Origin of the sequence: Rhodohalobacter barkolensis (genome assembly GCF_002834295.1) — a bacterium.
In the GTDB taxonomy this organism is placed as follows: domain Bacteria; phylum Bacteroidota; class Rhodothermia; order Balneolales; family Balneolaceae; genus Rhodohalobacter; species Rhodohalobacter barkolensis.
In genome coordinates, this window is record NZ_PISP01000001.1 from 895,733 (window position 1) to 920,761 (window position 25,029).

Below are 25,029 nucleotides of genomic sequence, written 5' to 3' on the forward strand. Positions count from 1 at the left end.
TGGATTTAGAACAGGTTTTCTTTAAACATAGAAGAAATAAGCGTCCATGGGTTGCTTGATTCCTCTTCCCAAACATAGTGTTCATGGTCTATAAATTTCAACCATAAGATATCACTCATTTTTTCCGTAGCCTCCCGGTATGGATCATTCATATAACTCAATAATCGAATATCAATCGTAGAGATGTTTTTTAAAATCTCCTGATCATGCAGATTAGGTATAAATTCAATGGGATTGTTGTAGTAACTATTGTCGTCTTTAAACCCGTTTAAATGAATGTTGATGTCGTAGTAACCGGACATTGCCAATACCTTATCAATCAGCTCAGGGAATTTCAGTGCAAATACCAAAGAGTGATAGGCGCCCAATCCCGCACCGGCAGTAATTAAATATGGATTGTTATTTTTCTCTTCAATAAATGGAACAACTTCATCCTTGATGTACATCTGGTATTGGTTTTCACGAATAACACGTGTGTATGGATCTACATCTTTATTCAAAAAGCTCTCATTATCTATGCTGTCTACACAAAAAAACTGATTATAGCCCAGCTCAATTTGTTCACCCACACTATCCATTATTCCCTGATCTTCCCATTCAAAAAATCTTCCTTCTTCTGTCGGAAAAATCAAAACCGGTGTTCCCTCTTTTCCAAACACCAACAACTCCATATCGCGCCCAAGTGTGGGGCTTTTCCATTTTCTATATTCCCTTTGCATCGTCTTTTAGTACCTTCCTTTTTCAGTTTTAAAGTTACTATTCATACTTAATTATTATATGCATAAATGTTTAAATAACCGCTCATAATCGCTATCCAGCATGCAATAACTGTGTACTAAAAGATAGGAATTTTTCTCTCTCTTGTAAGCGCTTTTCTGAAGAATAAAAGGGGATTACAAATTTATGCTGATCTGAGGCTATACATGACCTTAGGTACCATGGAAAGCTTTTCAGTAGAATTTAGAAATGCTCTTCTATCGTAAACGTTAAAGTTATTCTCTTCAATTTTTGAAAGAATCCGAGAATAGTTTTCCCGAGCCAGACATACAGGAAGCCGGCTGTCCCTGTTTAACATAGGAATTCCTTCATCAGCGCTTCGGTAGTATTCATTTGCCCGTTCAATCTGAAACTTCATAAAATCAACAAACCTCTCGTCTAATTTATGACTGAACAGATCAGATTCGGATAAGCCAAAATCTTTAAGCTCATCTTGTGGTAGGTAGATCCTGTCTCGTTCAAGATCTTCTCCAATATCACGCAAAATATTCGTCAACTGCATTGCAATTCCCAAATCAACGGCGTGTTCCAAGGCTTTAGGATCTTTGTAGCCAAATATTTCACTGGTCATTAGGCCTACTACTGAAGCCACTTTATATGAATAGTCGTAAAGTTCATTGAAGTTACTGTACCTATTTTTGACAAGATCCATTTTTACTCCATCCATCAACTGTAATGGTAGGTCAAGCGGAATCTTGTATAGATTCAATGTGTCGGAGAAAGCAATTAAAATTGGATCGTCTTGTGCAGATCCCCTGTAGGTATCCACCAGATTAAGCTTAAAGTTTTCAAGCTTTTCAATAACATCTAACGGACTAATTTTCTTTTTGAGGATTAAATCTTCAGCTTCGTCAACTAGATCATCCAGGTAGCGGCACAGTCCATAAATCGCGAAGATGCTTCTCTGCTTATGATTTGGAAGAAATCGGGTAGCCATGTAAAACGTCTTGGCGTGGATTTTTGTGATTTCTCTGCAGTGAGCATATGCATTTTTTAGACGTTCGTTATCCAATTCAGAAATAACCGATTGATGAAAACTGGTTTTCTCGTAAATAGGACGTAAAAGCGTATATGGAAGTTTAAAAAGGCCGGTCATGATCATATTTATCTGTATGTTCATTATACGCAATGCGTGCAACACTGCAAATAGTTCCTGACCACGGTAAAATTTTATCAAATTCTGCTTTTTTTCTGCTATTTTAACATCAACTTAATTAAGGGTATTTTGATTTTTTGTATCCTTTTTAAAAGGATCATAATTAAATAGTGTTCGAATGAAGTCTCAAAGCAAAAAAGTTACAATCTATCAGGTAGCAAACCGGGCAGGTGTTGCTATTTCTACAGTATCAAGAGTTTTAAATAATTCACCTAACGTATCAGATAAGACAAAAATAAAAGTTCAGGAGGCCATTGATGAATTGAATTTTCGGCCACAGGTTAGTGCGCGAAAACTTGCCAGCAGAAAACCTCAGATGCTTGCTATAGCTGTCCCCTCCTTTACAACTCCCTTTTATAATGAAGTACTAAAAGGTGTTAAGGATGAGATTGATTCGATGGATCTTGATATTGTTATTTACAATACCGGATCAAAGAATCCTAAAGAGGGAATTGAGAACTTCTTCAATCGTGGAACGGCTGATACCGTTATCAGCATCAGTATTGACATCGATGAGAATGTACATAAACAGATTCAGGCATCAGGTATGCCCATTGTGTTAATTGGTAGTTCCCACCCGGAGTACGACTATATTGATTTAAATCATCGCAGAGGCGGATTTATTGCCGGGGAACACCTTGTCAAGCAAGGATACGAAAATATCGGATTGATCAGACCGGCATTAGAAACAAAAGCCGGAATGTTGAGAGAACAGGGTTTTATTGATGCATTAAAAGAGTTTAAAATGCCAATCAATGAGGAGCTGTTCCTAACAGGACAAAGTACAAAGCACGCTGGTTTTACTGAAGAAGCCGGGTTTGAAGCCGTTTATGAATATGACCGAATGGGTCAATTTCCGGATGCTATTTTTTGTGCTAATGACACACAGGCAATTGGTGCTTACCACGCTTTAAACAAATTAGGGATCAAAGTACCGGAAGATATCGGGCTGATGGGATACGACAATATCAAGTTCACCAAATACCTAGATCTTACCACTGTAGATCAAAGCATGTACTCCATTGGTGTTAAGGCCACCAAGCGATTGGCGGAAATCATTAATGGTGAAGCTGATCATAAACTACAAATCGCCATTGATCCTGTTCTTGTACCACGTAATTCTACTAACAATCCAAATAAATAACTGACTTAAGATGAATCAGCAGGAGGCGCTCCGTCACTGTATCACAACCTCCAACACAAATCTGGAATCTATCGACGAACCCTATCGCGGCAAAGTCAGGGATGTTTATACACTAAATAAGGATACACTTGGAATTGTTGTGACTGATCGAATTTCTGCATTTGATCATATCATGAAGCAGGCGATTCCGTTTAAAGGTCAGATCCTAAATCAGCTTTCGGCATTTTCATTTGATAAGGTTTCTGATATCGTAGCCAACCACATTATTGATGTTCCCCACCCAAACGTTACAATTGCTAAAAAGTGTGAGCCCCTTCCTATCGAAGTGGTAATACGTGGGTATTTAACCGGTCACGCCTGGAGGGTATACCGTTCCGGTGCCCGCGAGATTTGTGGTGTAAGAATGCCTGACGGTATGATTGAACATCAAAAGTTTCCGGAGCCAATTTTGACACCCGCCACAAAAGCAATGGAAGGCCATGATGAAGACATTTCGGAAGACGAAATACTAAATCAAGGTATTATAGACGAAACCCTGTGGGATAAAATCCGATCTGTTGCTTTCAGGCTCTTTGAACGTGGGACAAACGTTGCCGCTAAGCAGGGTTTAATTCTGGTAGATACCAAATATGAATTTGGACTCTATAATGGTGAGTTAACCTTGATTGATGAAGTGCATACCTCTGATTCTTCTCGATATTTCTACTCTGAGGGATATGAAGAGAGACAAAAAAAACGTGAACCCCAGCGACAGCTATCGAAGGAATTTTTACGTGAATGGCTGATGGAACATGATTTCCAGGGTTTGGAGGGACAAAACCTACCCAACCTGCCCGATCAGTTCAGATGGAGTATTTATCAGCGCTACTCTGAGCTTTTTGAAACCTTAACAGGTGAAGAGTTTGAGCCCGTTATAATCGAAAACATCAATAAGGATCTGGACCAAGTCTTTCGGGACTTAAGCTAATTTACTTTTATAAATCCCTTTTTACTGCGATAAAAGCCGTGTGGTAGTGCACATATACTTTTCCGCCATTCTGTTCTTTCCAGTAGTTATTGAGTAATTCCAGCTGCTTGGCCGAGATCTTTTTCCCGGTAAAACTGGTTCCGGTTCCTGATCTTTTCAGATGATCATAAAATTCATATACAGAATTATATTCTTCATTGGATTGATCTTCGTAATAGTCCACTTTTACAGGCCCCATCGAAAGCTTCACAACCACTTCTTCAATATCAGGCAGCGGATTGGCAGTGAATGGTATTCCCAGATCCAGACAATATTTTCTCCACTGTGGAAAAGATTCACTTCCCGGAAACGACATCAACAGAAAACCACCGGGTTTGAGTGACTGAGCCATTTTAGACATGACCTCAGCCGGGTGTTTTAACCACTGTGCCACAAAATTACCGGCAATCAAAGAATATTTATTTTCAGGCCAATCAAAGGATTCCACATCCATTGTTTTAAATGAGACATGTTTACCCTCAGAAAAGTTATTCTCACAGAATTGAACCATCTCGTAAGATACATCCGAAAGAATTAATTCCCGCCCGGGATACATCTCTATGAGATGTTTGGAGAAAAATCCCGTTCCGGCCCCAACTTCGATGATGGGACCTTCCGGCAGAGAGTATTGCCAGGGTTGAAGTGCGTTGGCTAACCTCTCAGCCGTTGTTTTTTGAATGGTAGCATGTTCATTATAATAATCAACCGATTCAGAAAACCGCTCGATAATCTCACTTTTGGGAAAATCCATTCAGATATACTGCTCTATTCTATTCAACCTTTCAATTCGTTTCGGAAGGTGAATTCCATGTAGAATCAGCCTCAAATGTTCTTCCCATTGCCCTGAACTGACGAACAAATCTCCTTTTAGAAACACTTGGAGCAAATTGACCATATTCGATCATAAAAAGTCGCTCCGTTTCCGGATCGTGATAAAAGAAATTTACAAACGGTCCGCCCATAAAGTCGTTGGTCATTCTCCAGGTACCGAGTGTTTCAAATCCGGTCAGTCGGCTATCCAGATCCATCTCCTTTGTAATCACACTTCTGCCATATTCTGTGGTGATATACGACCCTTCTCTCGTACCCTGAACATATTGCTGGAGCAGTGAATCTCTGGTTGCATTGATCCACTCATCGTCAATAAAATCAGTATTCGGAACGTCATCCTTCCACCACGCAAGGATCCATCGATCATTATCTGGCAGAGCTCTTCGGTACACTTTTACGTTGGTGGTGTCAACTGTCTCAATATAATCGTGCTGCATCCGGACTTTCCATCCATGATTTTCCCACAGTGAATCGCTGATCGCAACCTGCTCTCCTCGTCGATATACCTCTTGAATGCGACGTTCAAATTCACGATCCATCAAATGCCCGACTAAAGATTCTTCAGAGTTTCTGATTTTTTCTGAAAGCTCTTGGTCATCATTCGATGCAAGGATTAAGGTCCATTGATCTCGTACCCAGCGGTCTTCCAAGGGAAATGCAAAACTTTCACCGGAACGGACACGCTCTTCTATCTCGTCACTTAATACGGCCCGGATAAACGTACCAACATTAGACTCTGCGTCAATAGGTGATGCAAAAATGATATTCTTACTTTCACGAAGCTGATCAAGCTGATCGTTATTACTGAAATCGCGAAATATCAGCCTGTATGTGGGTTCATAACTGGGAACAGTTTCAATTGCTTTTCCAAATGTCTCCTCAATTGCAAGAGCGGTATCACTATCCCACTCAGTGGAATCCATTACAACGATCACCTCATCGATTTGACCGATCGACATCGGTCTGTAATCCGACTCACATGCCGACACAATGAATAGAATTAAAAGTACAGGAATCAGATATAGATAATTTTTCATAGTCATGTTCAAGTTTGAATTTGATGGATCAAATATTCCCAAATTTCAATTCTTTAACAAATTGAAAAACATTTTCTTGCCAACCATTTTCCGGATAGTTCTTTTTGATAGTATCTATGAGCGCACTGCCGACAATAAAACCATCAAGATCTTTAGATATGATCTGTGCATCTTCATGATTCTTAATGCCAAATCCTACCAGTTTTGGATTATTAACCACATTAGCGTTCACCCGATCTATAAACTTACTCACAGATTTAGCAACTTCATCACCCTGCCGGGCTCCGGTTACACCGGTAACAGACACACAGTAAACAAAACCTTTGCTGGCTTGGTCAACTTTTTTCATCCGTTCATCTGTCGAATTTGGTGCTACAAGATAGATGATATCCAAGTTATTCTTATCCGCTTCTTCCGATATCAACGAAGACTCTTCAAGCGGTGCGTCCGGAATGATTAAACCATCAACGCCACTTTCAGACGCCTGTTTACAGAATTCAGCCACTCCAAAACGCAATACCGGATTGATATATCCCATCAGAATAATCGGTATTTGAGAACTTTTCCGAACCTCACTGACGATATCGAAAATCCGTTTCATCGTAATACCATTTTCGATCGCAATATTACTTGCCTGTTGAATGGTGGGACCATCGGCAAGAGGATCACTGAACGGCATTCCCAATTCAATCAGATCAGCTCCATTTTTTTCAAATCCAAGAATTAGATCTGCGGTTGAATCCAAATCGGGATATCCGGCCGTAAGAAACAGAGACATGATTTTATCGTCCTCTTCCCTGCTTTGAAAAATTGATTGAATACGCGAACTGTTATTACTCATGAAATCATGTATTGAATAAATTCTATTTCTAATGACGTATTGATCAGATCAGGCAAACCACTCAGAGATGGTTTTCATGTCTTTGTCGCCTCTTCCCGAAAAGTTGATAACGATAATCTCATCCTTTTGAGTCATTGGCATCAGGTTTTCCAGATAGGCCAGTGCGTGAGCCGTTTCAATAGCCGGAATAATCCCCTCTTTTTCCGATACTAATTTCACAGCATCCATCGCCTGTTGATCCGTTACACCATAATAATGAACTCTTTTGGAATCGTGCAGAAATGCATGTTCCGGTCCAATTCCGGGATAATCTAAACCGGCACTTACAGAGTGTGCCAGCTGAATCTGTCCTTCATCACTCTGAAGAAGGTAACTTAAGGAACCGTGCAATACTCCGGGCGTTCCCTTTGTAATGGTTGCAGCCGTTTGATTCGTTTCGGCTCCGAGACCTGCCGCTTCAACACCGATCATTTTGACCATTTCATCCTCAATAAAAGGATAGAAAAAACCTATTGCATTACTCCCACCTCCAACGCAGGCAATAAGATAGTCAGGTATTTTGCCTTCCTTCTCTTTAATCTGACTTTTAGTTTCTTCACCAATTACTCGATGAAAGTTTCTTGTCATCATCGGATAAGGATGAGGCCCAACCACTGACCCTATGATGTAGAATGTATTCTCTACATTTGTCACCCAATCCCGAATCGCTTCGTTGGTTGCATCTTTCAGTGTCTTTGATCCGCTATCAACTGACCGTACCTCTGCTCCCAGAAGACGCATGCGTTCTACATTCAGCTTTTGGCGCTCCATATCCTCTGCTCCCATGTAGATCACACAATCAAAACCGAACTTAGCACAAGCCGTTGCAGTTGCTACACCGTGCTGCCCCGCTCCCGTTTCGGCAATAATCCGGGTCTTGCCCATTTTCCGGGCAAGCAACAGCTGACCAATCGCATTATTTATTTTGTGAGCACCGGTATGACAAAGATCTTCCCGCTTAAAGTAGATCTTCCCTTTACCGTAGTATTCAGTTAAACGATTGGCAAAAGTAAGTTTGGTAGGTCGACCCACATACTCTTGTAACAGGTCGTGATATTCTTTTTGAAAAATGGGGTCTTCTAGCGTTTCCAAATAAGCTTCTTCCAGTTCTTCCAATGCCGGAATGAGTATTTCAGGAACAAATTTGCCCCCATATTTTCCAAAATATCCTTGTTTTGTAGGTGCTGTATACTTCATAATCTTTATTGAAAATATTGAGTAGTATGATTTTTCAAATGAGGTAGAATCTTCTGCGTCGGGATGCCTCCATTTCTGACACTACAGAGATCATTAAAGTTCCTGTTCTTCCCATATATCGCGCATTTTATCAAAGAAAAGCTCGATTTTATCAAAATCTTTCAATCCCGGTGATTCTTCCAGTCCGCTGGACAGATCCACGGCATAGGGTTGAACTTTCTTAATGGCATCTTCTATGTTTTCAGGATTCAGCCCACCTGAAAGGAAAAATGGTTTTTCATTTGAGATCTCCTTCAAAATATTCCAATCAAATGTCTGACCGGTCCCACCCCATTTTCCATCTACTTTTCTATCAAAAAGAAAGAATTCAACGTGTTCAACGTAAGGATCAATCTGTTCCACGAGATCATCTCTTGTCGTTTCACTATTTACGTGAAATACTTTAATGATCGGTTTTTCAACCAGAGCGCAGTAATCCGGTGATTCATTTCCATGAAGCTGAACATAATCAACACCGGTCTGTTTAGCGATGCTATTTACATCATCCAACGGCTGATTCACAAAAACACCAACCTTTCCCGGTCCTTCCAGCCAATTGATAATAGCACCTGCTTTAGCAGGTTCCACATATCTAGGACTTTCCGGATAGAATATAAATCCAAGAAAATCAGCCAGCGCTCCGGATACGAATCGTGCATCTTCAAGTGTGGTTAAACCGCAAATTTTGACTTTCGTTCTGTTTTCTGGTTCAGCAAACATACTTCCTGGTTTCTGTAGTAGAATTCAAATTTCAATTATTGATGCCTAAAAGTTCATTCAGTGCCTTCCCGGGATCTGATTGTCTTATCAAATGTTCACCGATTAAAGCTGAATGAATATCATTCTCCTGCAATTTCCGGATATCCTCTTTTTTATGAATACCGCTCTCTGAAACTCTGACAACACCTTCCGGTGCCAATTTCAGCAGTTCAATTCCGCGATGAAGATCAACTTCAAACGTATTCAAATTACGATTATTCACACCTACAATCTCAATTTCATCCCAGTTTAGAGATTCTACTTCTTCTTGGTGATAACACTCAACCAACGCCTGCAGACCCATCTCTTTAACGGCTGCCAATAATTCTGATAATTGGCTTCCCTCACAAATTGTTGCAATAAGCAAAACGGCGTCTGCTCCATAAGCCCGCGCTTCTTTCACCTGATAGGGATCAATAATAAAGTCTTTTCTGAGCAACGGGATTGGACTTATCTCTGAAATACGCTCCAGATATTTTAGTGAACCTTGGAAAAAAGGTTCGTCAGTCAACACTGAAATAGCTGATGCACCGGATTCTATATAACGATCTGCAATTTTCAAGGGATCAAAATCCTGGCGGATCAGCCCCTTTGATGGAGATGCTTTTTTTACTTCAGCGATAATGGAAACTGAATGATCTACTTTAAGAGCCTCTGAAAATGACTTCCGTTGATTCTCAAACCTCGGGAAACTTTCAAAATCTTGAAATGAAACTTCCCGCTTTCTCTTTTTGAGGTCTTCTTTCGTCTGATCCGTGATCTTTTCGAGTATGGATGCCATATCAGGCTTTAGACACTTTTTGAGATTCTTTGATAAACTGATTCAATTTGCGCAAGGCTTCTCCTGTCTCAACGCTTTTAACGGCTTTACGATTTGCCTCTTCCAAAGTGTCGGTTGCCCCTGCAGCATGAATTGCAAATGCAGCGTTCAACGTTACAATATTTCGTTGAGCGTCTGTAGATTCACCTTTCATAATATTTTTGATTATGCCAGCGTTTTTTTCCGCATCTCCACCCAAAAGCTCCTCGGGTTCAACCCATTCATAACCCAATGATTTAGGATCAAACGTTACAGATCCGTTTGAAAGATGAGATTGAAGCTCGAAAATTTCACTCTGCCCGGTCAAGGTCACTTCATCCAGTCCATCATGAGCGTTAAGAGTGTAGGCTCGTTTAGTGTCTAAATTTGCAAGAATTTGAGCCATCATACCGGCCGCTTCATGACTAAAGGCGCCAATCACCTGATTTTCCACATCTGCAGGATTTAAGAGAGGTCCCAGCATATTGAAAAAAGTTCTCAGTTTCATTGCCCTACGGGCCGGCATCACATACTTCATCGCAGGATGAAAATTCGGAGCAAACATAAAAACCATACCTGTTTCATTGAACATCTTTTCAGACTGTACTTTATTCAGGTTTGGAACAGCTCCCAGCTCCTCCAATACATCATAACTCCCGCTTTTACTGGAAACACTTCGGTTTCCATGCTTTAATACCGGAACACCGGCTCCTGCTACTACAAACATTGCTGCAGTAGAAATATTAAACGTTCCGGACTTATCACCTCCCGTTCCGCATAAATCAACCGCACCTTTTGTATCGACCTCCACTACAATTGAGGCTTCCCGCATCACTTCCACAAAAGCCGTTAACTCTACGACTGTTTCACCTTTTGTTCTCATTCCCATCAGAAATGCAGCAACCTCGGCGTCGGACGCATTCCCGTTCAGAATGCTTTTCATTGCAAATGTAGCTTCTTCGGGAAGTAAATTTTCCTGTATAGATAATTTCTCTAATAACGCTGTAAACTCTTTACTCAAAACAATTTATTCCAATTAAATATTGATTTACTAAACAACTGATACACATTTGTTTCAACTCAAAATCCAGTTTTTAACAATCTTCGGACCCTCAGTAGTCAGTATGCTTTCGGGGTGAAACTGAATTCCTTCAATTGGGTACTCCTTGTGACGCACTCCCATGATAACATGATCATCTGTTTCTGCGGTAACTTCCAGTTCATCAGGAATCGTTGAGAAGTCTAAAGCAAGTGAATGATATCTTGTGGCGATAAAATGTTCATCCACATCCTTAAATACCGACTTCCCATCATGATTGATATTGGACGTTTTACCGTGCATCAGAGTAGGTGCGTGAACTACTTTAGCTCCAAACACATTCCCGATTGCCTGGTGCCCGAGGCAAACGCCCAAAATGGATATTTTCGATCCCAGTTCGCGAATAACCTCCTCAGTTATCCCTGCATTTTCCGGTCTGCCTGGGCCGGGGGATATTAAAATTTTAGATGGGTTTAGTTCACGAATTTCATCCACAGTCATAGCATCATTGCGAATCACTTTATAGTCATCCGTAACCGAGGCAACAATATGAACCAAGTTATAAGTAAAAGAGTCGTAATTATCGATAATTAAAACCATATGCTAAAGGGTCGAACGGTCTGAGCAATAAGTAATGAGAAGGAATTCCACTTATTTTTAAAATTGATTGCTATGGGTACTGAAAACTTCTGAATAAACCTGTTGCAGAGCGAATCGGTTCCATTACCTCTTCTGCTCTTTCCCGTGCTTTAATTCCGCCTTCACGAAGAACATCGTTGACGTAACTCATATCGTTAGCAAGTTCTTTCCTTTTGCTTCTCGCATCTGCAAAATACTCTTCAATTAATCCGAGAAGCTCTTTTTTGGCATGACCGTAACCATATCCACCGGCTCTATACTTATCAGCTACTTCTTTCTGCTTATCCTTATCAGCAAAAAGTTTAATCAATGAGTAGACATTGCAGGTTTCGGGATCTTTTGGATCCTCAAGTGCGGTTGAGTCCGTTTGAATGGCCATAACCCGTTTTTTAAGGTCTTTCCCTTCCGCAAATATATTGATGGTGTTGTCGTATGATTTACTCATTTTTCTCCCATCAATTCCGGGTACCGTTGCAACACTTTTCACAATATACTCTTCCGGTATGCGAAGTAACTCTTCATCATATGCGCGATTGAGTTTACCGGCTAAATCACGCGAAATTTCAATATTTTGCTTTTGATCCTCACCTACGGGAACAAGATTTGAGTGGTATATCAGGATATCTGCTGCCTGCAAAATGGGATATGAGAATAATCCGATATTCGGACTCAGCCCATTGGCAATTTTATCTTTATAGGAGACGCCTTTCTCCATCAAAGAGACCGGGGTTAAACAACCCAGTATCCAAGCCAATTCTGTGGTTTGAGGTACATCAGACTGTGCAAAAAAAGTACATTTATCGGGATCAAGACCGAGAGCCAGGTAATCGAGAACTACATCTGTTGTATACTCTTTCAACAAATCTCCATCATTGAGTGATGTCAACGAATGATAATTGGCCAAAAAATAGAACGCATCTCCCTCCTCCTGCATCTTGATATGCTGACGCATGGCACCAAAATAGTTACCAATATGAAGTTTACCGGATGGCTGAATTCCTGATAAAATGGTTTTTTTCTTCGTCATGAGTAGATGTTTTTCTGTACTTATTGTGTTAAGTAATTTCTAAAGCTACGCTTAATGCTTCAATCAAAGCACCCGCTTTGTTCTTTGTCTCTTCAAATTCATTTGCGGGGTTACTGTCTGCAACAATTCCCGCACCGGCCTGAATAAAAACAGATTGATCTGTTACCACCATTGTGCGAATGGCAATACAGGTATCCATATTTCCGGAAAAGTCGAAGTAACCAACCGCACCGGCATAAGGTCCGCGTTTGGTAGGTTCAAGTTCATCAATAATTTCCATTGCCCTGATTTTTGGAGCCCCGCTAACCGTTCCGGCCGGGAAACACTGTTTTAGTGCATCAACTGAACTTTGATCATCAGAAAGTTCTCCAACCACATCTGATACGATATGCATTACATGAGAAAATCGTTCAATGGCCATATTTCTTTCCAATTTGACGCTGCCCGATTTACAAACCCTGGAGAGATCATTCCGCCCCAGATCAACCAGCATAATGTGCTCAGCTATCTCTTTCGGATCATTTTTTAATTCCTCTTCCAGTGCCAGATCTTCTTCATGCGTTTTTCCTCTCGGACGTGTTCCGGCAATTGGGAGCAGGCGGGCTTCTCTGTTTGTAGTCCGAACCAGTACTTCCGGCGAAGATCCCACCAATGTAAAGTCATCAAATTCAAGAAAAAAGAGATAGGGAGATGGATTTACCATTCGAAGAGCTCGATAAAGTGTAAATTTATCGCCCTTAAATGGCACCTCAAATCGCTGAGATAGTACGACCTGAAATATGTCGCCTTCATAAATGTATTCTTTTGCTCTATTTACAATTTCATGAAAGCGAGTCTCTACAATATTGCTTTTCAATTGATCCGTTTGCAGCTCAAAGTGTCCTGTTGCCTCCGGATAACGATTCGCTTTTTGCTCCATCTCATCAAGAGCTTTCTGTGCTTTCTTGTATTCTTGTTCAAGATCAGACTCTTTATTCACGAAAACCGTTTTCATTAACACAATCTGCTGCTTCACGTGATCAAATGCATACACTTCATCATAAAAAGCCCAGATTGCCTCTGGCAGATTTAAATCGTCTTTTGGTGTATTGGGCAGTACTTCGACCTCACGCACAGTATCATACGATGAGAAACCAACAGCCCCGCCCGTTAACCTGGGAAGTTCAGGTAATCTGGGTTCGCTGTGTTTAGATGTCAAACGCTCTAAAGCCGAAAAATAGTCCTCAGAAATTGATTCGGGTGAAGATTTCCCTTCACTTTTCAATGTAACATCGTTTCCATCAAAGGAGAGTATTTGATAAGGATTTGAGCCTAAAAATGAGTATCTGGCAAGATTTTCACCCCCTTCAACCGATTCAAATAAAAATGGGTAGGTAGCACCGTCTCTGATTGATAGAAAAAGTGAAACCGGGGTCAAAATATCAGCCATCATTCTGCGGTACACGGGAATGGCCGTAAATCTGTCTGCTAATTCCTTAAACTTTTTAAAATCCATAATATTTAAATAAAAAAACCCGCTTCCGTAATACGGCAGCGGGTTTAACAAATCTTTCTAAAACGTAATTACATCATAGTGATTCCACTGCCGAATATTTTCGCGCGGGCCACCACCAACTGTTATGTACGTTTTGCTTATTCATACAGGAAGAAACTATTGCTTGAAGAAATGAAATGCAACTGAAATGTTGAAGATTATCGGCTTTCAGTTATTTCAAGTTGTAAATGGATATTCACATAAAACCCTTCAATAAGTCAGGTTAAAAAAAGCCGATCTCAACTTAATGAGATCGGCTTCAAATGCTTTAATGTCTAAATCAGACTTTAGCTTTTCTTGGTTACTAAAAGTACTACCAATCCAATGATAACAGCAAGACTGATCAGGAACAGGATAAACATCAGGTTAGATGTTGGAGGTGCATTTTCACCCCATGTACCAAGTTCTACATCAATCTCAGCCATTTGAGATGGGGAGAGAACATCACCCTGAACCAATACCTCGCCCCACTGTCCTTTAACAGTAGAATTCCAGAAATTGGCAAAGTTTCTGTATGTCTCGTAATCCTCTTCACTATTTGATTCAACAGCTGCCTGAGAAGATTCTCTCACGTATACTCCAAGTGCATCAATAAATTCATCGGAACCGGTAAATGAGTCTAACTCAATACCGTTCTGATTGAACGATGTTGACAGCGCATTCCAGAGTTTATTGTCTATACTTGCCTGCCAAGCTGCGAGCATATCAGAAACTTCCTGACGCTCTTGTACCGGAGAATCCGGTGCAAATGTATTAGTCAGTTGGTCACCGATTCTGTCCCACACATCAGCGAAATAGCCGTGCTGCGCGCGCATACCCAGATAGTCGGCAGATGAGAGGTCTGAACCCTGATCTGCAATATTTGTGTATTCTGAAATGATAGTCTTCAGAACTTCAACCGGATTATCTTCCATGCGCTCTGCTGCATCAGCAATCTCAGACTGTGTTGAAGAGTCCATTGATTGATACTTCGTCATCAGATTTTCTAAAAATTCTGTTACGAAAGCATCTCGCTGTTCCAGATTCTGTCTGTACTGACGAATCAGTGCGGCCTGTCTTCGCTCATTTGCTGAAGAACGGTCGAGTTGCTCTTTAAGATCAGCTTGCTCCTCGTCCAGTTCAGTCATTTGTCCCCTGAATTGATCCAGATCTTCCATCAATCCGCGGATGCGCTCATTAAGCTCTTCAATTACAGTAATGTTTTGATCGGAAGCTGCATAGCGGCTTCTCAAATCATCCATTCTTTCTGAAAAGGTATCAGGATATATAGCGGCATCAATAATTGATGAGTATTCGGAATAATCTGCTTCCAATGCATCAATATCGGCATTTAAGCCTTCGAGGTCTTCTGAACTAACTGCGTTATCTACCCGGTTAACGAGTTCTGAGTAGTCTGCCCTGAAGTCTTCCTGAATTTGATAATCAGACTCCTGAGCAACAACTGTTGAACTAACAACGAATAAAAGAGCAGCTAATATAGAGAGTGAATTGTAAATTGTTTTCTTCATTGTATTAGTCTCTTAGTTTCGTCCTTCGTGATTCAGATTATAGGTGTCGCCGGATGCTCTGTCAACGAGTTCGATAAAGCCATCACGCTGATTAAAAGCCGGTTGTCCCAACCCCTGCTCTGTAATCTCGATTTTATTTTCCAGTTTCAGTTCGCCTTCATCAGTTTCAAAAACATATACGTTGTTGAAACCGGCAGCGGTAACAAAGTAGTAACCCGCATTGTTGCGAATCAGACGAATTTCATCAACGGATGAAGTTCCCTCTTCTTCCAGAAGATTCGATACGTTGAACTTGATTGCATATCGCTGGTCGTGAACGTCATTATTAGAATCCGGACTCAGCACGCTTTCAATCGGCTGTGAATAGTCTACATTCTGAATAACTAACGAAGGTCCACAAGCTGCAGCGCCAAACAAGATAGCAACACACATTGCGAGTGTGGTAATTGTTGGTTTTGCCATAGTAGTTAGTTTATGATGTTTTAGTGATTATTGGTTTATATTCAAAAGATGTTCTTTTGTTTCTTAAACGCTTAGAATAGAGTGAAATGGGATCGTTTGATCAAGATTTTCTCGCCCATTTAAAATTTCTATTTCCATAACAAATGAATAACCGACGATATTTCCGCCCAATTTTTCGATTAATTTTGTAGCGGCCATTGAAGATCCTCCGGTGGCAACCAGATCGTCATGAATCAGTACATTATCCCCCGGGTTGATGGAGTCTGTATGAACTTCAAGGATATCTGTTCCATATTCAAGTTTATATTCTACAGATACGGTTTCTGCCGGTAATTTTTTGGGTTTCCGAATAGGAATAAATCCGGCATGAAGATCTTGGGCCAGGTTGGTACCGAATAAAAATCCCCGAGATTCCAATCCGGCAACATAATCAATATGATGACCCCGAAAAGGTTCTGCTAACATTCTGGATGTGAGTTCGAGAAGATATCTGTCATTCAGCAAAGGCGTAATATCCTTATAGACAATTCCTTTTTTTGGAAAATCTTTCACCGAACGAATATTATCTTTCAGTATCTTCTTCAGTGAACTGTGAGTATCAGTTAATGACATCCCCTTTACCAATCCCGTTGTAAATTTTTTACGAATAATTATAAAGGACTAAACATAATATTTTTTGGCGCAAATGTTTAATGGAAATAGCCCTATTCATAAAAATTTTCACAATAACTTTATGCTTCAGGCTTTTTTGTTGGCCGAAAAAGCTTTTAAGCAAGATGAAATACCTGTAGGAGCTGTTGTTGTACAGGAAAACAGGATTGTAGGCAGAGGATATAATCAGGTTGAACAACTCAAAGATCCCACCGCTCATGCAGAAATGATTGCAATCACTGCCGCCTGTGATACACTCTCGACGAAATATCTGACCGATTGTACACTTTACGTAACGTTGGAGCCTTGTACAATGTGCAGTGGGGCTATTGTATGGTCTAAACTGAAGCGCGTTGTTTTTGGCGCATTGGATGAGCAGTCCGGCGGATGTGGTTCACAGTTCAATATTGCTCAAAACAAAAATTTGAACCACCAAACTGAAGTTATTCACGGCATCATGGAAGAAGATTGTCGCTATCTCCTGAAAAAGTTTTTTGAAGCGAGACGTTAAGAACGTTTTACCTCCCCCACTTTTGCCAATACCGAGACCATTTTACCAACAGACGTCTTCTTCCTCGAACGGTTGTCATCGGTATACCCACTTTAACCACCAAATAAATGATTAAAACAGTAAATAACAGAATCCAGAATGCATAATCCTGATAAACGCTGAGATATTGAATCATTGGTTGACCAATTAAAACGGTAATGCCAACCAATAGAGGCGTCCACACAGCTATTGATATGAAAAAGTAAATAAAGAATTTTTTAAAGCTTGATTTTAACAAGCCTGCAGCAAAATACATCGGAAATCGAGCTCCCGGAATAAACCGCGCAACAAACAGGAGTTCCATCCCATACATTTCATATAGATTTTGAGCCCTGTTCAGATCATCCTCTTTGATGAGCCACTTAAAAGGAATTCTTTTTAATGCAGGATTACCCACCTTTTTACCCAGCCAATAAATATTTGTATCCAGAATCAAAATTCCTAAAAAGCAGCTCAAAACTGCATAAAAGAATGGCAGAATACCTGCAGCTGTGAGCAGTCCGGCAGCAATTACCGCTAGATCTTCACTAAAAATGGTAAAAGACATGATGAGTAAAATAATAACGATCAGTGCTTTGCCCTGTAGTGCTTCAATATCTTCTGCATTGAAGGGTTCTTCTGCCTTTTTAATCCGTTCCTCAGATGCAGAGTCTTTTGTTATCGCACGCTGATTTTCAACATCATCCAGAAACAGGTTAATTTCATTTGACCACCGATTGTGATTTAATAAATTATTATTTTGATCTCCCTCAAAAAATATCAGTTTACTTTGAGGAATTAATCGATATGTCTCCTTTGCAGTTGAAAGCGGTACGTTCTGATCATTTTCTGCATGGACTATCAACACCGGCTGATCCAGTTTCTTTACATCATCACGAAAATCTCTTTGATCCAGATTCCTCATGGCATCAACATAGTTAATGTTAAACTTTTGTTGATGATATCTGCCGAAATGAGGAAAGGTATATTTGTAGAGATTCAAAAACGGGCGTGACAAACTGTAGAGAGATCTGTTGATATGATGATTGCCCAAAAATCGCAATTCCTGTACTCCCAAAGAACCGATTAAAATTAGGCTCTGCACTCGATCCTGAGATTTTAGGGCTGACTCAACTGCTACCAACCCTCCATATCCATTTCCTGCTAAATGAAAATTATCAATCTGAAGATGAGCTACAAATCGATCCAGAATATCTGCTTTACTTTCAACGGTAAATCGATCTGAGTTTGTGCCGTTTTGCAGTGAATTTAATTCCGGGATGATCACATGATACTTTTCACTCAACTTCTCAGCTATCGGAAGAATGGCGTCGTATTCATAATAAACGTCCGGAATGATGATAAGTGTAGATTTACTTCGTTCATTCTCAGTTCCTAATTCATGAAATATAAATTCAGTTTGATGATCATCTACTTGGATCGTTTCACTTTTCTGATACTTTCCCGGTATCTCGGGAAAGGTAAATTTGATTTGCACAAACCACGACATCCCCAAAAGAAAAAGGTACATTACGAATAACCAAACCAGGATATATCTATTTCTCTTAATCAATGACTTCTAATTTGAGCGCTCTACTTCCTGACTTAAATCTTTTCTTTCGATCCTGCTGGAATAGGTTTTATGCAAATCTTTTACTCTGTGAAAAAGTTCAGCAGCCAACTCTTTACGATCGTTTCGTTTCACAGACTGATCACCAAAATAAATATAAGCATCTGTTGAACGATTCCCTGCAAATTTAAAAAAATGACTTCCAAATGTAGAGTCCCCCCACCAACAGACACTGTTTATTGCATCTTCATCATTAGGTCCGGCAACATAATCGATATATGCATAATGAACCGGCATATCACTTCTGGCAGGATGCTCTAAGATGGAAGGTTTAAACGGAAGAATATTCTCTCCACTTGAAGTTCTTCCCTCAGGAAATAGTACAACTCCTTTATGTGAGGTAATTTGATTGGCAACCAAGTTGTTTACTCTCGCTACATCCGACTTACGTCTTCGATCAATAAAAATAACACCGAGTGTTTTTGCCATGGAACCGATGACTGGCCAATTCTTAATTTCTGCTTTAGCAACAAAGGTTGTATCCAATACTTTATGGTAGACCATGATATCTGCATAGCTGAGATGATTACTGACCAGGAAAAATGGCGGTTTTGGAATCTTTCCTACTACGTGTACCCTGATGGACATAATTCTGCACACTGCAATACCCCAAAGATTCAGCCAATAGTTTCTCCATTTGCCCGTTTCTGCATTGAATAATTTTAAGAAAAGGTGTCCGATAGCAAAACATCCATATAGAAAAAGAGTTGCCAGAATTGTAGAAAAAGTTTTAAAAAGTGCCCTTAAAAATTTCATGCCACAAAAATAACTTTTTATCTATTAAAGAACAGATTTATAACTGCTGATTCGTAGCATTTAAACACTTTTATCTTTAGACATTTTGTGGATCTTACAAAATCTAAATACTGCCCAGCTGTTCCGGGGAATAGGATGACTCAATTCTTCATTTGAATGCTTTTATTCCTTGATATCCGTAAACATTTTCTACATTAGGGGATCTTATTTGTATTTTAACACGTTATCCTATCAAAACAGAAATTCCATAAAATTGCTATCAAGCATTAATGCTATACAGTAAGTCATTTTACAATGGTGATGATCGGGACTGGGTGGTTTTTGTCCACGGTGCAGGCGGTTCATCATCGATCTGGTTTCAGCAACTGAAAGCTTACAAAGATGAATTCAACGTGCTGTTAGTTGATCTCAGAGGACACGGAAAGTCTAAAGAGATGAGTACAATGAAGAAGTATTACAAGGAGAAGTACACATTTAAAACTGTTAGTCATGACGTGCTTGAAGTATTAAAGAATATGGGTATTCAAAAAGCTCATTTTGTGGGTGTTTCCCTGGGTACGATTATCATACGTTCGATAGCTGAAATAAAACCCGAAGTTGTGAAATCCGCCATCATGTGCGGTGCAATTACACGATTGGATGTTCGCAGCAGAGTTTTGGTTTGGCTCGGTCATACATTTAAAAAAGTGGTTCCTTTTATCTGGCTTTATAAACTTTTTGCCTGGGTAATCATGCCAAAAAAGAATCATGAAGAATCTCGATTACTTTTCGTGAAGGACGCTAAAAATCTTGCCCGTAAAGAGTTTTTAAAATGGTTTAGGTTAACCTATGATGTCAATCCGCTATTGAGGTATTTTAAAGAGAAAGAGATGGAGGCGCCTACCCTTTACATAATGGGCGAAGAGGATCATATGTTTCTTCCTCCGGTTAAAAAGATGATCAAGGATTTTAACCACAGCAAATTAGTAGTTGTTGAAGGAAGCGGCCACGTCGTTAATGTGGATAAACCTGATGAATTCAATCGCATTACCTTGGAATATTTAAAACGCCAATCTCAAAAAGTTGCTGATGCAGAATCAGCATAGGCATTATATCAAGCATAAAAAAACCTGTCGAATATCTAAATTCTGACAGGTTTTTTGTGTATCCATTCGAAATTAATCCAACTATCTGCTTCTATCCAATCGAGTTTCATTGATAATTCTCGATAACCAAGCCTCTGCCTGAACATCGGCTTGAATTTCACGAGTATAAGCAATGGCTTCTTCCGGATCTTCAAATCCTTCATAGGCTACAAAGTAATAATCGGATTCCGGGTTATAGAGCATATGAGCATCGTAACCTCTATCAACCATTCGGGCAAACAAACGATCTGCATTATCTTTTACGAGGAATGAACCGCCAATTACATAAAATTCAAGATTGCTGTAATCTCCATTCATATTCGTCATTTCCACTTCTCGCCACTCACCGGAGTATTGAGACAGGTCACGACCTCTAACAGCACCTTCTTGCAACTGACGTGATTCAAGTTCAGCTCTCATTCTACTAATTTCTTCGGGATTAACCGTTTGAGGTGTAGTTCTTAACTCAACTTCTTCCTCTACTACATTTACATTATCTGTAGTCACCTCCTCTTCAGACTCATTTTGAGTGTCAGAATCATCTATGATACCTGATCCAAGAATTGGCTCCGGTGATTCTGGACTAATATATTCAAAACGATTTCTATGACGCTGCTGAGCTTGATTGACAAGATCCTGTTGTGACTGAAACTGTTTTGCAAATCGCTCAGAAATCGGGTCTTCAAGTTCTGCTTGCAGAAGAACAATCAGCTCATTTTCCTGAATATCTGATGAATTGTAGCCAAAGAGATATTTTAGGCCGAAAAACCAACCGGGCAAATCCTTCAGGATTGGAATTCCACGACGAACTTTTGCCTCCTCCGTACGGTACAGCCCGGCAATCACCGTGCTTTCTCCATCTAAAAGAAGAGCATGAGTACTTGCAGTCTGTTTACTAATTACGGTACTCACAGGATCGGGCTGAGCAGATGAACGTTCTGCTTCAATTTCCATGTATATCAGTGTCGTATCTGCATACTCTACAATTTGTGGTGTAACTTCGAGAATAGTACCCGTACTGAAAAATTGATCGGTAACGTTACCGGCAAAGTCTCTCTGTTTAATTGAAAAGTCTTCACCCACCTGAATTCTACCCTGTTCTCCGTTCATCACTTTAACGGAAGGTGTTGCAAGAATTTGTCCCAGGTTATCAGCTTCAAATGCACTGAAAAGGGCCTGTACTTCAATCCCGCTGCTACCCACTTCACCAAAATTCACTATGGAATTGAACACATTCTGAGATACATTCTGAGCACCTCTGGCATTGATATTCACAAAACTGTTTTCAAATTCTGCCGTTGGGAACTGTCCACCTTCGGAACCACCCCCACCGCCTCCGCCTTCCTGGTTAACTAGATCACTCAGGTTTTCAGGAACTCCACTTGTTAATGTAGACCAGTCAACACCAATTTCGCGAAGAGCACGCTTACTGCCTTCAAAAAACGTAGCGTTAATGCGGATTTCCCGGGTTCCGGTATTGATCAATAGCTCTGAATCGGTACCTTCGGGTGTTGCAGCTCCCGGTGCAGGCTCTTCACCTCTTCTTTGTACCTGCTGCTGTGCATCTGCCTCCTCTTTTGTCACAATTTCATATAAGTCAGCCTCTTCAAAAGCTACAAAATTCTGAACCCGAAGAATGTAATCCAATGCATCTCGCCAGTGCATGGCAGGCAGTGTTACCCCAATTGGGCCGGTGTAACCGGTTTTATCAATAATGAATTTATCTTCATAGTCCTGTGCAAATTGATTCAATACATCAATTGCTTCAGTAAACGTGGTACGCCGATCAAATGCAATCATTTCATCGGGATTGCTATACTCCCTTGGCATACGATCCTGAGCCATCGTGATATCAATCGCAGATGAAGCGATGAAAATAAGAATCAAAAAGGCTGCTGTTTTTGTACTTTTCATTTTATGTTTGATTGATTTCATCGTTGTACCTCCATTGTAACCACGTCAATGATGCCACCTCTGTTTAATCTGAATGTGGCAGATCCTTGTTGCATATTAATTTGTTCAAGTCTTCCTAAATAAACTCTGTCATTTTCACGAAGTGTAACCATACTGCCGGTTTGATCCATCAAATAGACAGCCGTAGATGTTAAACCGACAATTCGGCTCTGATCCACATCTGGAAGATTATCCTCGTTTGGCGGAACATTTCGAATTAGCGGGAAGAATGGATTCTGGTTAGACTCATTCGTTCTGAAAGCAATATCGGGTGTTTGGTTATTGTTATCGAACACACCTACACGATCGTAATGACTCTGTAAACGAAACGTAAAATTAACATTTTGATACCCTTCTTCCTCGCCTGATGGAGTGAGTGAAATTCCATCAATTTTTTGAACAGGTTCGCTGTACTCAATAGCATTAATAAAGCGAACCACATTTCTATAGGCCCCGGAACCGTTAATTTCTGAATTTATTACACCATACTGTTCAGAACTTGTGGAGTCAACAAAAGTAAAGTTAAAATTCACCCCTGACCCCTCATTGATGAGCGACAAGAACCGAAAGATTTCGTCGGCATTATTATTTGAGAAAATAGTTTTGTCAAAATCTTCTATAATCGATGATGCTTCGGCAAACTGTTCACGGAGCAATGGTACTTGTTCAGCGACTTGAAGATCTTGTTCATAGTCGCGCTCCAGGTTTCCCTTTTGTTCTTCCAGCTGTTCAATTTCAGCCTTTTGTATGAAATGCATATATGCATACCCCCCTCCGTTGATAACCAACAGTGCCAATAGTAAAATGAGTGTATTTCGAAGACCGTACGACATAGACTTTTTCTAATTTAGTTTATTAAATCATTAAGACTTCGAACATTATCAGGTGTATACATATTTTCATCTTCAATGACAGACCGAATCATCATATTAAAGAAAAAGACCTCTCTTTCCCGCACCTCTTCACGGCTGACAGAAAGCAGAGTAACTGAATCAAACTGATTCGCCAATTGAGGAATACGTTCACGGTTCAATGAATATCCATCAACCATAATAACGTCATTATTTTGCCTAAAGGAGTTGATCCAAAGTCCGCCAACTTCCTCCGCTGCACGATTGAAATGATCAACCGTAACGGACCATTTGATATTTTCCGCACTCAGATCGCCCAAAAGCTGCAGTTGATTTTGCATCTGGCCCAACTGCATTGTCAGTTCTTCTGATTCCTCAACTAAGGGTTGTAATTGCTGAATTTCACTCTGTAAACGATTGTTCTGCTGCTCAAGCTGTTCAATCTCACCGGCATACTGTTGGTAGAAATGGTTCAGAACAATCGGACTGGCTCCGATTAAAACCAACAGAATAAAGCCATGCCACTGTAGTTTAAATATTTTCTGTCGGTCCGAAATATATTCTGGCAGAAAAGAAACAGTCGGGTATTCACTATTCCCGATATTTGCAGCAGTAGTGGCAATCCCGATTGCCGTTGTATATCCGGGAATGATATCCTTAATTCCTTCTTCGTAAGTGATCAGTTCAGAATCAAATCTGAAGTCTTCGACTTTCAGATCAGGAAAATTCTTTCTGAAGAAATCGGTTGCATCTTCACCAATTGTATTGTTATAGATCACAAATCGATCCAGACCGGGAATTTCACCGGTATCCAATTGAAAAAGTACTTTTGAAAATATGGTATTCAGGAAGTTCTTGTCGTTCGTACCTTCATTGATTACCGGAGATACCTGAAGTATTTCGTGTCCCCTCACAAAAACCATCCGGCACTTATCGGGGCTGAACTGTACTAAACCGGTAATTTTTTGATCCTCTTTTTCGTAATGATTTCTGAAGAGCCCAACCATTACTACTTCATCCGGTACAACATCATTGATAAAATATTTCTCACCAAAACGATCCGTTGCTCGATTCACCAATTGAAGTGTAGGTGACTCTTCATCAATGGATGCAATTACCAGATTACCATTATCCCTTAGAAAATATTGATATAGATCTTTATTAGGCTCTGTTCCATAAATTGCTTCAAGCTTTTCAGTAACAGCTTGCTGCACCTCTTTTTTCTTCAGCTCTTTAAAATTTTCAGTCTTTACAATCTGAAATATTGTATTTCCCGCTTCAATATTGAGAGAAAGCTGTACTTTATTCTTCTTAAAATCATCAAGGTACTGAACAATGAGTTCCTCATTGGTTTTAACCATGGAAGACTCTTCAACAAGGTCCGGTTCTTCAAAATCTTTTATTGGAGAGTCATCAAGATCATCTAAATCAATCTCAGCAAGTTCATCCAGACCTGAATCATCCTCATCTTCGTCTAAATCCAGTCCGAAAATGTCATCAGAATCTTCTTCATTAAAAACATCTTCACTGGAGATCTCTTCCTCCAATGCAGACTCTTTTCTTTCAGATTTTATAGGATCAATTAGTTTCAATTTATCCAGCCTCAAAAGTTGAAAACCTTTTTTATGAGGCTTAATCCGGGCTATCTTAAGATGATCGCCTTCAAGACTAATGCCAATATATTCACGAGATTTAAACATC

24 protein-coding genes are annotated in these 25,029 nt (G+C 40.1%); 4 read left to right on the forward strand and 20 right to left on the reverse strand.

What is annotated here, in order from left to right:
• Positions 1-5: 5 nt before the first annotated feature.
• Both CWD77_RS03705 and CWD77_RS03710 read right to left on the reverse strand, forming a co-directional pair.
• Complete coding sequence (locus tag CWD77_RS03705; protein WP_101071872.1) at positions 6-719, reverse strand: esterase family protein; 714 nt, start codon at positions 717-719, stop codon at positions 6-8.
• Between the two features lie 182 nt (positions 720-901).
• Positions 902-1,897, reverse strand: a complete 996-nt coding sequence (locus tag CWD77_RS03710) for a phytoene/squalene synthase family protein (protein WP_240596635.1) — start codon at positions 1,895-1,897, stop codon at positions 902-904.
• A 154-nt stretch (positions 1,898-2,051) separates the two neighbouring features.
• Between CWD77_RS03710 and CWD77_RS03715 the strand changes: the two genes are divergently transcribed.
• Positions 2,052-3,077 carry a LacI family DNA-binding transcriptional regulator gene (locus CWD77_RS03715; protein WP_101071873.1) on the forward strand — a complete coding sequence of 342 codons (1,026 nt, stop codon included), beginning with the start codon at positions 2,052-2,054 and terminating at the stop codon, positions 3,075-3,077.
• A 10-nt stretch (positions 3,078-3,087) separates the two neighbouring features.
• Positions 3,088-4,044, forward strand: a complete 957-nt coding sequence (locus tag CWD77_RS03720; protein WP_101071874.1) for a phosphoribosylaminoimidazolesuccinocarboxamide synthase — start codon at positions 3,088-3,090, stop codon at positions 4,042-4,044.
• Between the two features lie 7 nt (positions 4,045-4,051).
• Here CWD77_RS03720 and CWD77_RS03725 read toward each other — a convergent pair whose 3' ends face one another.
• From CWD77_RS03725 to CWD77_RS03785, 13 genes are all read right to left on the reverse strand, one after another.
• Positions 4,052-4,834: a methyltransferase domain-containing protein gene (locus CWD77_RS03725; RefSeq protein WP_101071875.1), complete on the reverse strand. Its 783-nt coding sequence runs from the start codon at positions 4,832-4,834 to the stop codon at positions 4,052-4,054.
• 31 nt (positions 4,835-4,865) lie between these two features.
• Positions 4,866-5,951 carry a DUF4837 family protein gene (locus CWD77_RS03730; RefSeq protein WP_240596637.1) on the reverse strand — a complete coding sequence of 362 codons (1,086 nt, stop codon included), beginning with the start codon at positions 5,949-5,951 and terminating at the stop codon, positions 4,866-4,868.
• Between the two features lie 28 nt (positions 5,952-5,979).
• Positions 5,980-6,792, reverse strand: coding sequence for a tryptophan synthase subunit alpha (gene trpA / locus CWD77_RS03735; protein WP_101071876.1), 813 nt, complete (start codon positions 6,790-6,792; stop codon positions 5,980-5,982).
• Positions 6,793-6,840: 48 nt separating this feature from the next.
• Positions 6,841-8,028, reverse strand: a complete 1,188-nt coding sequence (gene trpB / locus CWD77_RS03740) for a tryptophan synthase subunit beta (RefSeq protein WP_101071877.1) — start codon at positions 8,026-8,028, stop codon at positions 6,841-6,843.
• 93 nt (positions 8,029-8,121) lie between these two features.
• On the reverse strand, positions 8,122-8,787 hold the full coding sequence (locus CWD77_RS03745) for a phosphoribosylanthranilate isomerase (RefSeq protein WP_101071878.1): 666 nt from the start codon (positions 8,785-8,787) through the stop codon (positions 8,122-8,124).
• Between the two features lie 31 nt (positions 8,788-8,818).
• Positions 8,819-9,607, reverse strand: a complete 789-nt coding sequence (trpC, locus tag CWD77_RS03750; RefSeq protein ID WP_101071879.1) for an indole-3-glycerol phosphate synthase TrpC — start codon at positions 9,605-9,607, stop codon at positions 8,819-8,821.
• 1 nt (position 9,608) lies between these two features.
• Positions 9,609-10,646 (reverse strand): anthranilate phosphoribosyltransferase, encoded by a 1,038-nt coding sequence (gene trpD, locus CWD77_RS03755; protein ID WP_101071880.1) that lies wholly within the window; start codon positions 10,644-10,646, stop codon positions 9,609-9,611.
• A gap of 54 nt (positions 10,647-10,700) precedes the next feature.
• Positions 10,701-11,264, reverse strand: a complete 564-nt coding sequence (locus tag CWD77_RS03760) for an anthranilate synthase component II (RefSeq protein ID WP_101071881.1) — start codon at positions 11,262-11,264, stop codon at positions 10,701-10,703.
• 70 nt (positions 11,265-11,334) lie between these two features.
• Entirely contained in the window at positions 11,335-12,330 is a 996-nt protein-coding gene (gene trpS, locus CWD77_RS03765) for a tryptophan--tRNA ligase (protein WP_101071882.1), read from the reverse strand.
• Between the two features lie 28 nt (positions 12,331-12,358).
• Positions 12,359-13,825 carry an anthranilate synthase component I gene (gene trpE, locus CWD77_RS03770; protein ID WP_101071883.1) on the reverse strand — a complete coding sequence of 489 codons (1,467 nt, stop codon included), beginning with the start codon at positions 13,823-13,825 and terminating at the stop codon, positions 12,359-12,361.
• 326 nt (positions 13,826-14,151) lie between these two features.
• Positions 14,152-15,372 (reverse strand): hypothetical protein, encoded by a 1,221-nt coding sequence (locus CWD77_RS03775; protein ID WP_101071884.1) that lies wholly within the window; start codon positions 15,370-15,372, stop codon positions 14,152-14,154.
• Positions 15,373-15,384: 12 nt separating this feature from the next.
• On the reverse strand, positions 15,385-15,834 hold the full coding sequence (locus CWD77_RS03780) for a hypothetical protein (protein ID WP_101071885.1): 450 nt from the start codon (positions 15,832-15,834) through the stop codon (positions 15,385-15,387).
• Between the two features lie 63 nt (positions 15,835-15,897).
• Positions 15,898-16,446, reverse strand: coding sequence for an adenine phosphoribosyltransferase (locus tag CWD77_RS03785; protein ID WP_101071886.1), 549 nt, complete (start codon positions 16,444-16,446; stop codon positions 15,898-15,900).
• Between the two features lie 73 nt (positions 16,447-16,519).
• On the opposite strand from CWD77_RS03785, the gene tadA reads away from it, so the two are divergent.
• Positions 16,520-16,996 (forward strand): tRNA adenosine(34) deaminase TadA, encoded by a 477-nt coding sequence (tadA, locus tag CWD77_RS03790; protein WP_240596710.1) that lies wholly within the window; start codon positions 16,520-16,522, stop codon positions 16,994-16,996.
• A gap of 7 nt (positions 16,997-17,003) precedes the next feature.
• Here the strand turns inward: tadA and CWD77_RS03795 are convergent, their stop codons facing one another.
• Both CWD77_RS03795 and CWD77_RS03800 read right to left on the reverse strand, forming a co-directional pair.
• Positions 17,004-18,587 (reverse strand): alpha/beta fold hydrolase, encoded by a 1,584-nt coding sequence (locus CWD77_RS03795; protein WP_133120172.1) that lies wholly within the window; start codon positions 18,585-18,587, stop codon positions 17,004-17,006.
• A gap of 6 nt (positions 18,588-18,593) precedes the next feature.
• A complete protein-coding gene (locus CWD77_RS03800) occupies positions 18,594-19,400 on the reverse strand; it encodes a lysophospholipid acyltransferase family protein (RefSeq protein ID WP_101071888.1) in 807 nt (268 codons plus the stop codon).
• 269 nt (positions 19,401-19,669) lie between these two features.
• Here CWD77_RS03800 and CWD77_RS03805 point away from each other — a divergent pair, with 269 nt between their 5' ends.
• Entirely contained in the window at positions 19,670-20,485 is an 816-nt protein-coding gene (locus CWD77_RS03805) for an alpha/beta fold hydrolase (protein ID WP_101071889.1), read from the forward strand.
• Positions 20,486-20,566: 81 nt separating this feature from the next.
• On the opposite strand, the gene CWD77_RS03810 is transcribed toward CWD77_RS03805, so the two are convergent.
• From CWD77_RS03810 to CWD77_RS03820, 3 genes are read right to left on the reverse strand one after another with little or no spacing between them, the layout of a single operon-like run.
• Positions 20,567-22,438 carry a type II and III secretion system protein gene (locus CWD77_RS03810; protein WP_165779066.1) on the reverse strand — a complete coding sequence of 624 codons (1,872 nt, stop codon included), beginning with the start codon at positions 22,436-22,438 and terminating at the stop codon, positions 20,567-20,569.
• Between the two features lie 17 nt (positions 22,439-22,455).
• Positions 22,456-23,310 (reverse strand): type 4a pilus biogenesis protein PilO, encoded by an 855-nt coding sequence (gene pilO / locus CWD77_RS03815; protein WP_101071891.1) that lies wholly within the window; start codon positions 23,308-23,310, stop codon positions 22,456-22,458.
• Between the two features lie 14 nt (positions 23,311-23,324).
• The gene (locus CWD77_RS03820; RefSeq protein ID WP_101071892.1) at positions 23,325-25,028 is read right to left on the reverse strand and encodes a PilN domain-containing protein; all 1,704 of its coding nucleotides are present in this window, start codon (positions 25,026-25,028) and stop codon (positions 23,325-23,327) included.
• Position 25,029: the final 1 nt, after the last annotated feature.

What these genes read in the sequence shown, in the direction of transcription:
- CWD77_RS03705 (WP_101071872.1), bottom strand. Translation starts at nt 719, where the DNA reads ATGCAAAGGGAATATAGAAAATGGAAAAGCCCCACACTTGGGCGCGAT.
- CWD77_RS03710 (WP_240596635.1), bottom strand. Translation starts at nt 1,897, where the DNA reads ATGAACATACAGATAAATATGATCATGACCGGCCTTTTTAAACTTCCA.
- CWD77_RS03715 (WP_101071873.1), top strand. Translation starts at nt 2,052, where the DNA reads ATGAAGTCTCAAAGCAAAAAAGTTACAATCTATCAGGTAGCAAACCGG.
- CWD77_RS03720 (WP_101071874.1), top strand. Translation starts at nt 3,088, where the DNA reads ATGAATCAGCAGGAGGCGCTCCGTCACTGTATCACAACCTCCAACACA.
- CWD77_RS03725 (WP_101071875.1), bottom strand. Translation starts at nt 4,834, where the DNA reads ATGGATTTTCCCAAAAGTGAGATTATCGAGCGGTTTTCTGAATCGGTT.
- CWD77_RS03730 (WP_240596637.1), bottom strand. Translation starts at nt 5,951, where the DNA reads ATGAAAAATTATCTATATCTGATTCCTGTACTTTTAATTCTATTCATT.
- trpA (WP_101071876.1), bottom strand. Translation starts at nt 6,792, where the DNA reads ATGAGTAATAACAGTTCGCGTATTCAATCAATTTTTCAAAGCAGGGAA.
- trpB (WP_101071877.1), bottom strand. Translation starts at nt 8,028, where the DNA reads ATGAAGTATACAGCACCTACAAAACAAGGATATTTTGGAAAATATGGG.
- CWD77_RS03745 (WP_101071878.1), bottom strand. Translation starts at nt 8,787, where the DNA reads ATGTTTGCTGAACCAGAAAACAGAACGAAAGTCAAAATTTGCGGTTTA.
- trpC (WP_101071879.1), bottom strand. Translation starts at nt 9,607, where the DNA reads ATGGCATCCATACTCGAAAAGATCACGGATCAGACGAAAGAAGACCTC.
- CWD77_RS03760 (WP_101071881.1), bottom strand. Translation starts at nt 11,264, where the DNA reads ATGGTTTTAATTATCGATAATTACGACTCTTTTACTTATAACTTGGTT.
- trpS (WP_101071882.1), bottom strand. Translation starts at nt 12,330, where the DNA reads ATGACGAAGAAAAAAACCATTTTATCAGGAATTCAGCCATCCGGTAAA.
- trpE (WP_101071883.1), bottom strand. Translation starts at nt 13,825, where the DNA reads ATGGATTTTAAAAAGTTTAAGGAATTAGCAGACAGATTTACGGCCATT.
- CWD77_RS03775 (WP_101071884.1), bottom strand. Translation starts at nt 15,372, where the DNA reads ATGAAGAAAACAATTTACAATTCACTCTCTATATTAGCTGCTCTTTTA.
- CWD77_RS03780 (WP_101071885.1), bottom strand. Translation starts at nt 15,834, where the DNA reads ATGGCAAAACCAACAATTACCACACTCGCAATGTGTGTTGCTATCTTG.
- CWD77_RS03785 (WP_101071886.1), bottom strand. Translation starts at nt 16,446, where the DNA reads ATGTCATTAACTGATACTCACAGTTCACTGAAGAAGATACTGAAAGAT.
- tadA (WP_240596710.1), top strand. Translation starts at nt 16,520, where the DNA reads ATGTTTAATGGAAATAGCCCTATTCATAAAAATTTTCACAATAACTTT.
- CWD77_RS03800 (WP_101071888.1), bottom strand. Translation starts at nt 19,400, where the DNA reads ATGAAATTTTTAAGGGCACTTTTTAAAACTTTTTCTACAATTCTGGCA.
- CWD77_RS03805 (WP_101071889.1), top strand. Translation starts at nt 19,670, where the DNA reads ATGCTATACAGTAAGTCATTTTACAATGGTGATGATCGGGACTGGGTG.
- CWD77_RS03810 (WP_165779066.1), bottom strand. Translation starts at nt 22,438, where the DNA reads ATGAAAAGTACAAAAACAGCAGCCTTTTTGATTCTTATTTTCATCGCT.
- pilO (WP_101071891.1), bottom strand. Translation starts at nt 23,310, where the DNA reads ATGTCGTACGGTCTTCGAAATACACTCATTTTACTATTGGCACTGTTG.
- CWD77_RS03820 (WP_101071892.1), bottom strand. Translation starts at nt 25,028, where the DNA reads ATGTTTAAATCTCGTGAATATATTGGCATTAGTCTTGAAGGCGATCAT.